General features: G+C 61.2%; 9 protein-coding genes and 3 rRNA genes (1 of these 12 running past the window's edge). 7 read left to right on the top strand and 5 right to left on the bottom strand.

Annotated elements, in window-relative coordinates:
* The first annotated feature begins 68 nt into the window (after positions 1–68).
* A complete protein-coding gene (locus tag KHO27_RS23055) occupies positions 69–410 on the top strand; it encodes a hypothetical protein (protein ID WP_046857559.1) in 342 nt (113 codons plus the stop codon).
* A 54-nt stretch (positions 411–464) separates the two neighbouring features.
* Here KHO27_RS23055 and lapD read toward each other — a convergent pair whose 3' ends face one another.
* Both lapD and lapG read right to left on the bottom strand, forming a co-directional pair.
* Positions 465–2,411 carry a cyclic di-GMP receptor LapD gene (gene lapD / locus KHO27_RS23050; protein ID WP_214500820.1) on the bottom strand — a complete coding sequence of 649 codons (1,947 nt, stop codon included), beginning with the start codon at positions 2,409–2,411 and terminating at the stop codon, positions 465–467.
* A 10-nt stretch (positions 2,412–2,421) separates the two neighbouring features.
* Entirely contained in the window at positions 2,422–3,123 is a 702-nt protein-coding gene (lapG, locus tag KHO27_RS23045) for a cysteine protease LapG (RefSeq protein ID WP_110700102.1), read from the bottom strand.
* A 270-nt stretch (positions 3,124–3,393) separates the two neighbouring features.
* On the opposite strand from lapG, the gene KHO27_RS23040 reads away from it, so the two are divergent.
* From KHO27_RS23040 to KHO27_RS23015, 6 genes are all read left to right on the top strand, one after another.
* Positions 3,394–4,086 carry a GntR family transcriptional regulator gene (locus KHO27_RS23040; RefSeq protein ID WP_102685160.1) on the top strand — a complete coding sequence of 231 codons (693 nt, stop codon included), beginning with the start codon at positions 3,394–3,396 and terminating at the stop codon, positions 4,084–4,086.
* A gap of 99 nt (positions 4,087–4,185) precedes the next feature.
* On the top strand, positions 4,186–4,725 hold the full coding sequence (locus KHO27_RS23035; RefSeq protein ID WP_214500819.1) for a hypothetical protein: 540 nt from the start codon (positions 4,186–4,188) through the stop codon (positions 4,723–4,725).
* 598 nt (positions 4,726–5,323) lie between these two features.
* Complete coding sequence (locus tag KHO27_RS23030; protein WP_214500818.1) at positions 5,324–6,100, top strand: DUF3050 domain-containing protein; 777 nt, start codon at positions 5,324–5,326, stop codon at positions 6,098–6,100.
* On the top strand, positions 6,097–7,026 hold the full coding sequence (locus KHO27_RS23025) for a diiron oxygenase (RefSeq protein ID WP_110700096.1): 930 nt from the start codon (positions 6,097–6,099) through the stop codon (positions 7,024–7,026). The genes KHO27_RS23030 and KHO27_RS23025 overlap by 4 nt, the downstream gene beginning before the upstream one ends.
* A gap of 10 nt (positions 7,027–7,036) precedes the next feature.
* On the top strand, positions 7,037–10,468 hold the full coding sequence (locus KHO27_RS23020; protein WP_214500817.1) for an amino acid adenylation domain-containing protein: 3,432 nt from the start codon (positions 7,037–7,039) through the stop codon (positions 10,466–10,468).
* A gap of 32 nt (positions 10,469–10,500) precedes the next feature.
* Complete coding sequence (locus KHO27_RS23015; RefSeq protein WP_214500816.1) at positions 10,501–10,968, top strand: SRPBCC family protein; 468 nt, start codon at positions 10,501–10,503, stop codon at positions 10,966–10,968.
* Between the two features lie 341 nt (positions 10,969–11,309).
* On the opposite strand, the gene rrf (KHO27_RS23010) is transcribed toward KHO27_RS23015, so the two are convergent.
* From rrf (KHO27_RS23010) to KHO27_RS23000, 3 genes are all read right to left on the bottom strand, one after another.
* Positions 11,310–11,425: ribosomal RNA gene (gene rrf, locus KHO27_RS23010) — 5S ribosomal RNA — on the bottom strand.
* A 109-nt stretch (positions 11,426–11,534) separates the two neighbouring features.
* A 5S ribosomal RNA gene (rrf, locus tag KHO27_RS23005) occupies positions 11,535–11,650 on the bottom strand.
* A 137-nt stretch (positions 11,651–11,787) separates the two neighbouring features.
* A 23S ribosomal RNA gene (locus tag KHO27_RS23000) occupies positions 11,788–14,065 on the bottom strand; it runs 616 nt beyond the window's last position.

Here is a 14,065-nt window from a genome sequence, read left to right as displayed (position 1 = left end):
CACGCCCGGTGAACTTTGCCTATGCTGCTGACTACCAACAAGGAATCATCGTGACGAGGGACGCCGCCATGTTCTACGTGCAACGCGACGCTGACGGCCGTTTGCTGCGAGTGGAAGCCGCCGGGTTTGATGGATTTACGGACATGGTCCCCGCCGACAGTGCCGAGATCCAGGAATGGTTCGCCGACGATGTCGTTGAGAACAGCCTCAAGCAGCTCAAGCAGAGCGATCTGGACATGATCCGGGTGCTGGAAGACCTGATCGAGGTGCTGACTGCCAAAGGCGTGTTCAGCATCACCGACCTGCCGCCCGGCGCCCAGGCCAAATTGCTCAACCGCTCCACCGCGCGCAAGGCGCTGGGTAGCCTGAACAACCTGATCGAGGAAGACGAGGAAGGCGGGCTGATCTGACCATGCTGGCGGCGCATCGCGGTGTGAATTGCCCCGCGATGACGCCGGGTTTGCTCAACGCCAGGGCGCCGGCCCACCCACCAGTTGCCCCTGGATACCCTGCACGCCCATCTCCCGCAGCACCTTCAACTCCCCTTCGGTCTCCACCCGCTCGGCGATCAGCGGCAGGTCGATGCTGTGCGCAGCCCGCTGGATGGCTTCGATGAACAGGCGCTTGTGCCGTTCCTGGTCAATGTTGCGGATATAGCCACCATCGACTTTCAGGTAGGCCAGCCCCAGGTGGGCCAGATTGCCGATCATGCTGAAGCGCCCGCCGAAGCGTTGCAGCGCCAGGCTGAAGCCCAGGGTGCGCAGGCGCCGGGTGAGTTGCTCGAGCACTGACTGCTCGGGCAACTGCTCCTCGCCGATCTCGAAGGTCAGCCGCTGCCCCAGCGCGCCGTGCTGCCCCAACAGCTCATAGACGCGCTGCAACGCCTTGGGGTCGGCCAGGGTGGCGGCCGACAGGTTCAGCGCCAGCGCTTCGCCATGCCCTTGCAGATGCTTGAGCACCTTCTCCAGCACCAGCAGGTCCAGCCGCGCCATCCAGCCGAAGCGCTCCAGCCAGGGCAGGAAGCGGCCGGCCGCCAGGGCTTCGCCCTCCTCGTCGTGCAGGCGCGAGATGACCTTGTAGTGCAGCACCCGCTCCGGCGCCTTGGCGTCCACGACCGGTTGGAAGAACAGTGCGAACTGGCCCTTGCCCAGCGCCTGGTCCAGGCGCGTGTGCCAGGCGTGGTGGCTGTCGGCGGCCTGGCCCGCAGCGCCCTGCTCCAGGCATACCCAGCCCGGCGTGGGCTGGCTCTCGGCGCGAGCCAGGGCCTCGTCGGCAAGCTTGAGCAGCGCTTGCGGGGCATCGCCGGGGCTGTAGGGGGCAAGGCCGATGCAGGCCACCGGGTCGACATCGCTGGCACCGGTCTCGTGCAGGCTCTGCAAGGTAGCCTCCAGGGCCTGGGCCAGCTGGATCGCCTCGTCATGGACCATGCCCGGCGCCAGCACCGCGAACTCGCCGCCACGGCTGCGGGTGATCAGGTCGTTGGTCTCCGGGTAGTTCGCACAGGTACGGCGCAGTTGCTCACCCACCGCCTGCAGCAACTGGTCGGTGCGTTGGCCACCCAGGCGGGCATTGAGCCCGGCCAGGTCCTGGACCCGCAGCAGCAGCAGGTAGCCGGTACGGGCCTCCTCCAGGTTGCTGACCCGGGCATTGAGCTGCATTTCGAAGTAACGTCGATTGGCAAGGCCGGTGAGGCTGTCCTGGTACGACTCCGCCCGCAGCTTCTCGCTGCGCTCGGCCTGCTCGGTGAACAGTGCCTTGAGCTTCTCGACCATCTGGTTCATCGCCTGCACCACTCGGCGCAGCTCGGGGGTGCGTGGCAGCTCGGGCAGGCTGAGGAACTCACGACGGGCGATAGCGTGGGACTGCGCCACCATGTAGTCGAGCGGGCGCAACTGACGGCGCAGCAGCATTGCCCCAAGCACCGCGCTCACCGCGCCGCACAGCAGCAGCCAGCCAAGGCTGCCCAGGGCGCTCTGCCAGAGTTTGCCCAGGGCAAACATCGGGTGGCTGATCACCTCGACCCGCGCCGCCTGCTGCCAGCCGCGGCTGACGAGGGCATCACCACCGGCCGGCTCCAGGCCGATGAGCTGGATGAACCAGCCCGGCACACCGCCGGCGTCAGGCTCGGCGTGGCGCTCGACCAGCACGGCGTTGGAGTCCAGGTCGATGACCTTGATACTCGAGTAGTAGCCACTGTCGAAAATCGAGCTGACCATCAGCTCGACCATCGCTGGGTCGTCGATGTTCGGCGTCAGCGACAACGCCAGCGCGGTCGCGGCGTCCTGGGCATGGGAACGCAGCTGGTTGACGTACTGGCTGCGCGAGCTCTCCAGGCTGACCATGAAGCTGCCACTGAAGGCGATCACCAGGAACAGGCAAATGGCTAGCAGCAATTGTTTGAACAGTGACATCTGTGCTCCTTCAGTAAACCGGTTCGGCCGGGAACCCTTCGGCCTGCATTTTCTTCAGCAGATCCTGCCAACGCGACAGGCGCTTGGTGTCGCCGACCTTCTTGTTGCCGCCCGCGCCGGTCAGCCACAGGCCTTCACCGTTGAAGGCATACACCGGCAGCAGGTCGGTACGCTGGCTGGCCGGCTTGATCGCGTCCATCAGGCTGTCCAGCACAAGCGGCTGGGCCTGTGGGCTTGAATAATAGGTCAGGACCATGTGCGCACGGTTCTGGCGCAAGGCCTTTACGTAGGTGATGCGTAGCTTTTCCGCCGGAATGCCCATGCGCCGCAGGCTGAAGTACTTGGCGATGGCATAGTCCTCGCAGTCGCCCGCACCCTTTATCAGCGATTGTACCGGCGTGGCCCAGTAATCGACCTCGTGCCACAGGTCGATGTCTTCGACATAGCGCAGCTGCTTGTTGAAGAACAGGTTGACCACCTGCAGCTGCTCCAGTTCGCTGCCCTGCTTCTGTGTCGCCATCAGGTTCTGCCAGGCATCGATACGCCCCTGGCCCGCGCCCATCGGGCCATAGAGCGCCTGGGCGCGGCGACTGATCTGCGAGAAGTCCCAATCAGCCTGGGTGACGCCCAGCCACAGGCAACCGAGCAGCACGGCAAGGCCGAGCCGGCGTGCGGTCGCATTGAGAGGCCAAGGTATCGCCACTGCGGACACCCGTTCAGATCAGTCGAAAGCAGCGATGGTGCGGGCTGGAGACGCAAAAGACAATGGCACCGTGCGATCATGCTGCCAACTGTCGGCAAACCCGCTTCGTACAAGGGCTGGCGACCTTGGCTATCTTCCCAATGCCGGCAACTTGCTTCACGATAGCCGCGTTTTGACTCTGCGCCACGGCGCATCGCTTGATCAATCCGTTTGACAAGCGCACCCTTCCCTCACTAGGGTTATTGGATCCAATTTTCATGTTGCCGAGGCGAACCCCGCGTGGCTGAGAAACCCAAACTCCTGAGCACCGTACTGGGTAGCGAACAAGTACCACCGCACCTGGCCCGGGGTGTTATCGAAGAGCGCCTGCGCAGTGCCATCCTTGATGGCCGCCTGCCCCCGGGCACCGCCGTGCGCCAGCAAGAGCTGGCGACTTTGTTCGGTGTCAGTCGCATGCCTGTGCGCGAGGCGCTGCGCCAACTCGAAGCCCAGTCGCTGCTGCAGGTGGTGATGCACAAAGGCGCCGTGGTAGCGCCATTGATCGGTGAGGACGCCGTCGACACGTACGCCCTGCGCGTACTGCTCGAGACCGAGGCGTTGCGCCAGTCGATCCCCTTGCTCGATGCCGGCGACATCGCCCAGGCCAGGGCTTACATCCGTCAACTGGAGACCGAGACTCGTCATGCCGAAATCGGTCGGCTCAATCGCCTGTTCCACATGGCCCTCTACAGCAAGGCGCAGAACCAGAAACTGCTGCGCATGATCGAGATCGAGCTGAACGAAGAGGAACGCTTCCTGCGTTTCCATCTGTCCTCGATGGGCCTGGGCAAACTCACTCAGGATGACCACATTGCCCTTGTCGATGCCGCCAACGACAGACTGGTGGACGAGGCCGTGAAGCTCCTGGAAGAACACCTCAACCATGCCGCGCGCACCATCAGGAAATACCTCGACAGGCAATCGGCCAACTGATCCTGCCCAACCGCGCAGCCGCCCCAGGCGACCACCCCGCTGCGCCGACACGATCCGCCACAAGGAACGGCAGTGCACGTGCAGACTCGACAGGACACAATGCCCGACCAGCCGCCCAGGATTCGCCTGATCTGCCTGGCAAACACACGGCAGCAACTTGCCCAGTACCGCACCTGGGCAAGGACCCTGAGCGACCCCATCGAGCTGGTCGCGGTCGATGTCCCCTCCATTGCCGACCTCGAACAATCTCTGCCCATTTCCGGGCGCCTGACCCAGGCCCTGGTAGAGCAGCTCCAGCCCTACCTTATGCAGCCACATGCCGTGTATGCCCAAGGCCTGGGCGCGCACATCGCCTTGGCCTTGATCCAGCAAGTGCAAGGTGCTTGTCCGGGCCTGACCCGTCACTTGTTTGTTTCAAGCTGTGACAGCCCACAATTCAGTACCACTTACCTGCCCCTGCATATCCCCATGACCGTGCTCTATCCGCCGGGCTCGCTGGCGGCGATGCTCGGCTGGCACAGCCTGGTACGCCGGGAGCTGGAGCTGATTGAGCTACCGGTGCAAGCGGTCGATACTTCGCTGCTTAACCAGCGCCTGGTGCGCATCTTCAACGCCCACCTCGGGTTGCTGAGCTTCTAATCCTCCCTTTGCCATCCGTGCGCTGATCAAGGCTTTTCCGCTGCCTGGTCAGTGCCTGGCCATGGCAGTGCCAGCATTTTGGGCACACTCTACCCCCCGCAGCGGCCGCTGATCATCAGACGTGGACCTGGCCGTTTGCCTCCTCATTCACCTGCAGAAGGAACCTGGCACCGGGGCAAGGACCGCAAGCGATCAGCAGCCCCTCAATAGTCACTCTCTCCATCTCCGTTCATTCGTGCTCCGAGTGAGGCATTCACTCTGTGTCATTTTTCTGATCGCTAATTATCGGAAGGAGCACGTATTGCCAAAATAAAACTTACTCAACGTTTTATTCAGGCACTTACATTCCAAGAAAAGTCCGAAGATAAAATAATCAAAAAAACAATTGCGACAAACTTTGAAGTTGTTCTAACTTTTATATCGCCAGCCAAGGGCAGCCAGGCGTCACCGTGGACGCCTAGCCAAACAAGCCCTGCCGGCCTCTGCCTGTTGTTCGAATTCGAGTTTTCACTCGAGGCCGTCATTCGCCCGGCATTTAGTTGCCTTGCAACTTCCAGAGCATAACGCCCTTGTATATCACCTCTAAACGGATCTCATTATGAGCACATTGAAGCGCACACTTTCCGACAAGAAACATGAACTTTCCCTGCACCCGCTATTTTCCGAAATCGACTCTATTGAGACCCTGCGTGGGTTCATGGAAACCCACGTGTTCGCCGTCTGGGACTTCATGTCGCTGACCAAGCGCCTGCAGCAGGAACTGACCTGCGTCAGCCTGCCCTGGCTGCCACCGACAGACCCGGCTGCGGCGCGCCTGATCAACGAGATCGTCCTGGGCGAGGAATCGGACGATTGCCTCGATCATGGTCACTACAGCCACTTCGAGCTGTACCTGGATGCCATGCGCGAAGTCGGTGCCAGCACCCTGGCCATCGAGCGTTTCGTCAGCCTGCAGCAACAAGGCGTCGCGGCATTCGACGCGCTGCAACGCTGCGGCGCCAGTGAAGCCGCGCAGCGGTTCGTTCGCGATACCCTCGAAGTGGCCATCGAGGCACCGCCCCACCAGGTTGCCGCCGCCTTCCTGCACGGGCGGGAAAGCGTCATTCCATCGATGTTCCAGCAGATTCTCGACGAGTGGGGCATCGGCACCGAGCAGGCGCCGACCTTCCGCTACTACCTGCAACGTCACATCGAAGTCGACTCCGAGGACCACGGCCCCGCCGCCGAGCAATTGCTGGCACGCCTGGTCGATCATGATCCGCTGCGCCAGGAAGACGTCTACGTGGCCGCCATCGCCGCAGTGGACAGCCGCATGGCCCTGTGGGACCGCCTGCGTACGTCGCTGAAAACGGCTGTTGCCGAGGTCACCCCATGAATGCCCTCGAGTATCGCTCCTTTGCCGAGGCCTGGGAGGCCAGGGCGACCATTCGCACCCGGCCCCGGCGCCTGGTGGAGGATGACCAGCGCCTGATCTACCCCCTGAGCCGCCAACCCCTGGTTCTTGGCGCGACGTTCCAGCGCGAGTGCCCGCAGCTGCGCGACTTCGTGCTGGTACAGAGCCTCTACAAGTTCATCAATGACGTGGTGATCTTCGAGACCGAGATCGTCGACCGCACCGCCCGGCGCATCGCCAAGGACCGCTTTGCCGTGCGTTTCCCGTTCGCCTGCCGCTACGACGCGATGACCGTGGTGGTGGACGAGGACTATCACGCCCTGGTGGCGATGGACTTCCTGCAGCAGACCATCGCCCTGACCGGGATCGAGCCGATCACCCTGCCCCAGGAAATCGAACTCAGCCGCGCCATTCCAGCCGCGCTGGAACAGGTGCCCGAGGCCCTGCGTGACGCCTTGGAGCTGATCTGCGTGGGCATCGCCGAGAACACCCTGACCGACGATGTCGCGGCCTTTGCCCGCGACGACTCGGTCAAGCCCTCGGTGAAGGGCCTGATGGCCGATCACCTGCTGGACGAAGGTCGTCACTCGAGCTTCTGGGCGCGCCTGACGCGCATCTACTGGCATACCGCGCCCGAGGCGGATCGCCAGATGATCGCCAAGGTACTGCCGTTGTTCCTGCGCCAATACCTGACCAACGACATCCAGCAGGCTTTCGACTGTGCCCTTATCGACGCCTTGCCGGTGACCGACACGGTGCGCCAGGCCCTGCGTGAGGAAGTGCTGGGCCTGGCCTACCCGATCAACCGCCAGCATCCGCTGCTGGGCAACATCCTGCGTTTCTTCCGCAGCAGCTCGATGCTCGAGTCGCCCTGCGTACAGGACGCCTTGCGCGACTATCTACCCTGAGGACCTAGACATGAGACGCCTCGACATACTCCTGGTGGGCACCAGCCCTCCCCTGGAGGAGTTCGCCCGCATGCTCGCCGAGCACGGACATGGCTCGACCAGGGCCGATAGCGCCCAGGCCTTGCCCCGGCAGCTGTCGGCCCATCCCGACCTGGTGGTGGAGGATGGCAGCCTGGCACTGAGCAGCAGTGATTGGCAGCCCCTGGGCGGCACGCCGCTGCTCAGGCTGCGCCTGGGTGCGAGCTGCGCCGACACCCTGCCGCAACTGGAGGCCCTGTGCTGGTGCGGCAGTGCCAGCGCCCAGCGCCTGATCCATCGCGTGCCGATACACACGCCGCGCTCCGGTAATGGCCAACAACTGCGTGAGGACACCTTGCAAGCCCTGTGCGAGCAACTGGCACTGCAGGTCACCCGCTTCGCCCGCAACCCGTTGCATTTGCAGGAAACGCCTGCGGTGAACCCGGGAGATCAGGAGCGCGAGCACAGCCTGGACTGGCTGGACACTTTGGCTTACCGACATCCGTTCAACCGCACGCTACGCGCCGATTTGCTGGAGAAGGCCGAAACAGACCTGATCGGCGACCTGGAACACAGCCTGCGTGTGTACGCAGAGTGTCACGCCGTGAGCCACGACGGCCTGCGTTGCACTTATGAGCAGCTGCATGCCCGCACCGCCGTCATCCAGCAGGCCTTGTTGCCGCTGTTGCCCAACGCCGGGGAACAGCCGCCTGTGGTCGCCGTGTGCATGGGCAAGTCACCCGAGCTCTACGCCAGCCTGTTGGCGGTGCTGGGCTGCGCCGCCATCTACCTGCCAGTGGATCCGGCCACGCCGGCCGAGCGCCGCCAGCTGATCCTCGACGACGCTGGCGCCTGCGTTCTGCTGCACGACGGTCAGGCGCCTGTGGATATCCCTGATGTTGATGTGCGCAACCTTCCTTTGCCGCAGGACTTGCCGCTGCCCAGCCTGGCGTTGCGCCAGGCTGCCGCCGACCAGGCCTGCGTGGCGATCTACACCTCCGGCACCACCGGCCAACCCAAAGGCGTGTTGCTCACCCAGGGCAACCTGGCGCACTTCATGGCCTGGTATCGCGAGCATGTGGGCTTGGACCGGCACAGCCGGGTCCTGCAGTTCTCCACCATCGGCTTCGACGCCTCGCTACTGGATATCCTGCCGACGTTCGCCTGTGGCGCGGAACTGGTCCTGCCCAGTGAGGACCAGCGTCGCGATCCGCAGCTGCTGATGCAACTTATCCACAGAGAGGAGGTGAGCCACGCGTTCCTGCCACCGGCGCTGCTGAGTATCCTTCCCCGTGATCTGCACCTGGGCCTGCGTCACCTGGTGACCGGTGGCGACGTCTGCGAACCGGAAGTCATCGCTCGATTGGCCGGGCAATGCCACATGCACAACATCTACGGGCCGACCGAAACCACCGTGCTGGCCACGACCCGCGTGTTCGGCGCAGGCGACGACAACCGCAACCTGGGGTTACCGATTGCCAACGCCCAGGTGCTGATACTCGACCAGCACCTGCAGCCGGTTTGTGAGCAGACCCCCGGCGAGCTGTACATCGCCGGGCCAGGTGTCGGCCTGGGTTACCTGAACAATCCCGAACTGAGCGCCGAACGCTTTGTCGAGCTGAGCTTGCCCGCGGGCCGCACACTGCGCGCCTACCGCACGGGAGACATCGGCAAATGGACCGAGCGGGGCATCGAGCTGTGCGGCCGGCGAGACAACCAGGTGAAGATCCGAGGTTTCCGGGTTGAGCCCGAAGAAATCGAGCACTGCCTGCGCGATAGCCAGCTGTTCGCCCAGGTGGCGGTGGTGATCGACGCCCAGCGGCGGGTCCTGGCCTTCCTTGCCCACCCGCAACGGGCCGATGCCGAAGCCTTGCTGCGCGAGCATGCCGAGCGACACCTGCCCGACTACATGCGCCCGACGTTCTATCAGGTACTGCAGCAGATGCCCTATACCGCCAACGGCAAGGTGGATCGCCGGGCGTTGTCGTTGCGTCCACTGGCCTTGCCAACCAGCCAGCGCATCGAACCACGGACCGCGACCGAGGAGCGCCTGCGCCGGCTGTGGAGCACGCTGCTGGAGCTCCCACAAAGCGAAATTTCCGCCGACGACAGCTTCTTCAATCTCGGCGGTCACTCCATCCTGCTGTCGCGCCTGCTGCTGGAGGTCAGGGAGCACTTCGGCCAGGGGGTTGCCATCAACCGCTTCATCGAACAGCCGACCCTGCAGCGCCTGGGCGCGCTGCTCGATGGCGATCACGAGGCGTTGCAGACCTCCCTGGTACGCCTGGAGCAAGACGCCAACCGCGAACTGGACCTGCAAGTGCAACCGATGGAGCGCCTGGGTGATGTGCACAAGGTGATCGTCACCGGAGCCAACAGCTTCCTTGGCGTGCATCTGGTCGAGGCCCTGCTGGAGTGGGGCGCGAGTGAAGTCGCTTGCCTGGTACGCAGCGCCGCAGGGATGTCCGCCGATGAGCGTTTCTCCCAGGCCCTGCGGGACAACCACGTCACCCTGGACCGCAGCCGCGTGCGGGTATTCGAAGCGGACCTGCGTATGCCACTGCTGGGTCTGGCCCAGGCCGACTACGACTACCTGGACAGCAACTATGGCGCGTTGCTGCACAACGCCGCGCAGGTCAACCATGTACTCGACTACGAGGTACTGGCAGCCGACAACATCGAGCCGTTGTTCGAATGCCTGCGCTTGTGTGAGGGACGGCACAAGAAGATCTTCAACTTCGTCTCCACCCTGTCCGCCTGCAGCGCCGTGGATGGCGAGGGCCATGTGCTGGAGAGCGACCCCGCAGACACCCCGCCGATCTACATCCGCAATGGCTACAACCTGAGCAAATGGGTCGGCGAGCGCATCCTCAGCCGTGCCCGTGAACAAGGCGTGTGGGTCAACCTGTTCCGCCCCGGCAACATCACCTTCGATAGCCGCACAGGGGCCTGCCAGCCTCAGCGCAACCGGCTGATGCTGATGCTCAAGGGCTCGCTGCAGTTGGGCCAGGTGCCGGAGCTGGAAATCGACTTCGACCTCATGCCGGTGGACTTCCTGTCCCGCTTCATCGCTTTCCACAGCAGCCGTCACCAGGCCGGCCGGTGCGTGTTCAACCTGCATAACCCCGAACCCCTGCGCTGGCGTGACTACCTGGCTTCGTTCCATGCCCAGGGCCATGCCTTCGAACTGGTCAGCATCGAGCAGTGGCAGCGCCAGTTGGCCAGGGTCGATAGCGACAACGCGCTGTACGACGTCCTGGGCTTCTACCTGGACGGTTTCGAAGAAGACATCGGTGACATCTCCGGCATCGCCCACGACAACGCCCGCGCCGGCGTGCAGCGCATGGGCGCGCGTTACCCAAGCAAGGACCCGGCGCTGCTCAGTCGCGGCTGCCGCTACCTGGCCGACATCGGCTTTATCTGATCCCTTTCATGTACAACAGGAGCAACATCCCAATGCAAGCACTCAAACCCGATACCCTGATCCGCAACCCGCAAGGCTGTCTTGTGGTTTCCAGCGTGGAGATCGCCGCGCCGGCGGCCAACGTGTGGAACATCGTCGGCAACTTCGCTGGCTTCCCGGTGTTCATTCCTGCCCTGGCGCATATCGAGATGACCGGCAGCGGCGTGCGCTCGGTGCGCAAGAAGCTGTTCAAGGATGGCAACGTGGTGATCGAGCAGTTGAACACCCGTGACGATCAGGCCATGAACATGACCTGGAGCCTGATCTACACCAGTTTGAACATCGGCAATCTGTGGGCGGCCATGCAAGTGCAGGCGATCGATCCCCAACACAGCCGGGCCACCTGGACCATCCAGGCCGAGCCATGGGCAAGCGGGCCGGAGGCACTGCCGGGCTTCCAGGCATTTCTGCAGGGCTTTGCCGATGAGGCGATGGGGAATGTGCGTAACCTGCTGAGCTGATATCACTGGAAGGGGCTTGTGCCCCGATGGCAAAAAAGGCCGCTCCCGACCGGGAGCGGCCTTTTTTTGTCTTGAACATCAAGGGAGCTCTTCGGGCTGTGCTGTTGCACAGCAAAAAGAGATCTCTGTAGGAGCGGCTTTAGCCGCGATGCAAGCAACTCGGTGACTGGCACCCGCTTCGCGGGTGATCGCGGCTGAAGCCGCTCCTACAGGGGCCGTGCTGTGCTTTTGAATACTGCCAGCGCAGGGAGCTGGACGATCTCATACGAGAACTTCACGCATCGATACCCTGAAAAGACAAAGCCCCTGATCGCATCGCGATCAGGGGCTTTGGAATTGAATCTTGACGATGACCTACTCTCACATGGGGAAACCCCACACTACCATCGGCGATGCATCGTTTCACTGCTGAGTTCGGGATGGGATCAGGTGGTTCCAATGCTCTATGGTCGTCAAGAAATTCTGTGTGCTGGTCCGTCCTGGGGACGCACCTGCGAATCTCTGTAGTCTCTACTTAAAGACAAAACCCCTACCTGCTCGCGCAGATAGGGGTTTTGCGAAATGAATCTTGACGATGACCTACTCTCACATGGGGAAACCCCACACTACCATCGGCGATGCATCGTTTCACTGCTGAGTTCGGGATGGGATCAGGTGGTTCCAATGCTCTATGGTCGTCAAGAAATTCGGTTGCCAGTACGTCTTTGCAGACATGCCAGCCAATTCGGATATGCGATATTTGTGGTCCGTCGCGAACTTTCGGTTCGTTTCGTCTTCACCACCACAATTTGGCCTCAGCGCAAATTGCTTGGGTGTTATATGGTCAAGCCTCACGGGCAATTAGTATTGGTTAGCTCAACGCCTCACAGCGCTTACACACCCAACCTATCAACGTCGTAGTCTTCGACGGCCCTTCAGGGAGCTCAAGGCTCCAGTGAGATCTCATCTTGAGGCAAGTTTCCCGCTTAGATGCTTTCAGCGGTTATCTCTTCCGAACATAGCTACCCGGCAATGCCACTGGCGTGACAACCGGAACACCAGAGGTTCGTCCACTCCGGTCCTCTCGTACTAGGAGCAGCCCCTCTCAAATCTCAAACGTCCACGGCAGATAGGGACCGAACTGTCTCACGACGTTCTAAACCCAGCTCGCGTACCACTTTAAATGGCGAACAGCCATACCCTTGGGACCGGCTTCAGCCCCAGGATGTGATGAGCCGACATCGAGGTGCCAAACACCGCCGTCGATATGAACTCTTGGGCGGTATCAGCCTGTTATCCCCGGAGTACCTTTTATCCGTTGAGCGATGGCCCTTCCATACAGAACCACCGGATCACTAAGACCTACTTTCGTACCTGCTCGACGTGTGTGTCTCGCAGTCAAGCGCGCTTTTGCCTTTATACTCTACGACCGATTTCCGACCGGTCTGAGCGCACCTTCGTACTCCTCCGTTACTCTTTGGGAGGAGACCGCCCCAGTCAAACTACCCACCATACACTGTCCTCGATCCGGATAACGGACCTGAGTTAGAACCTCAAGGTTGCCAGGGTGGTATTTCAAGGATGGCTCCATGAGAACTGGCGTCCCCACTTCAAAGCCTCCCACCTATCCTACACAAGCAAGCTCAAAGTCCAGTGCAAAGCTATAGTAAAGGTTCACGGGGTCTTTCCGTCTAGCCGCGGATACACTGCATCTTCACAGCGATTTCAATTTCACTGAGTCTCGGGTGGAGACAGCGCCGCCATCGTTACGCCATTCGTGCAGGTCGGAACTTACCCGACAAGGAATTTCGCTACCTTAGGACCGTTATAGTTACGGCCGCCGTTTACCGGGGCTTCGATCAAGAGCTTCGCTTGCGCTAACCCCATCAATTAACCTTCCGGCACCGGGCAGGCGTCACACCCTATACGTCCACTTTCGTGTTTGCAGAGTGCTGTGTTTTTAATAAACAGTCGCAGCGGCCTGGTATCTTCGACCGGCGTGGGCTTACGCAGCAAGTGCTTCACCCTCACCGGCGCACCTTCTCCCGAAGTTACGGTGCCATTTTGCCTAGTTCCTTCACCCGAGTTCTCTCAAGCGCCTTGGTATTCTCTACCTAACCACCTGTGTCGGTTTGGGGTACGGTTCCCAGTTATCTGAAGCTTAGGAGCTTTTCTTGGAAGCATGGCATCAACCACTTCGTCGCCTAATGGCAACTCGTCATCAGCTCTCGGCCTTGAGATCCCGGATTTGCCTAAGATCTCAGCCTACCACCTTAAACTTGGACAACCAACGCCAAGCTGGCCTAGCCTTCTCCGTCCCTCCATCGCAATAACTGGAAGTACAGGAATATTAACCTGTTTTCCATCGACTACGCTTTTCAGCCTCGCCTTAGGGACCGACTAACCCTGCGTCGATTAACGTTGCGCAGGAAACCTTGGTCTTTCGGCGTGCGAGTTTTTCACTCGCATTGTCGTTACTCATGTCAGCATTCGCACTTCTGATACCTCCAGCAAGCTTCTCAACTCACCTTCACAGGCTTACAGAACGCTCCTCTACCGCATCACCTAAAGGTGATACCCGTAGCTTCGGTGCATGGTTTGAGCCCCGTTACATCTTCCGCGCAGGCCGACTCGACTAGTGAGCTATTACGCTTTCTTTAAAGGGTGGCTGCTTCTAAGCCAACCTCCTAGCTGTCTAAGCCTTCCCACATCGTTTCCCACTTAACCATGACTTTGGGACCTTAGCTGACGGTCTGGGTTGTTTCCCTTTTCACGACGGACGTTAGCACCCGCCGTGTGTCTCCCATGCTCGGCACTTGTAGGTATTCGGAGTTTGCATCGGTTTGGTAAGTCGGGATGACCCCCTAGCCGAAACAGTGCTCTACCCCCTACAGTGATACATGAGGCGCTACCTAAATAGCTTTCGAGGAGAACCAGCTATCTCCGAGCTTGATTAGCCTTTCACTCCGATCCACAGGTCATCCGCTAACTTTTCAACGGTAGTCGGTTCGGTCCTCCAGTCAGTGTTACCTAACCTTCAACCTGCCCATGGATAGATCGCCCGGTTTCGGGTCTATACCCAGCGACTAAAGCGCCCTATTAAGACTCGCTTTCGCTA

It is taken from the genome of Pseudomonas sp. RC3H12 (assembly GCF_018596375.1).
GTDB lineage: Bacteria > Pseudomonadota > Gammaproteobacteria > Pseudomonadales > Pseudomonadaceae > Aquipseudomonas.
Note: the sequence above shows the minus strand (reverse complement) of the source record. Positions and strands in the feature narration are given on the sequence as shown.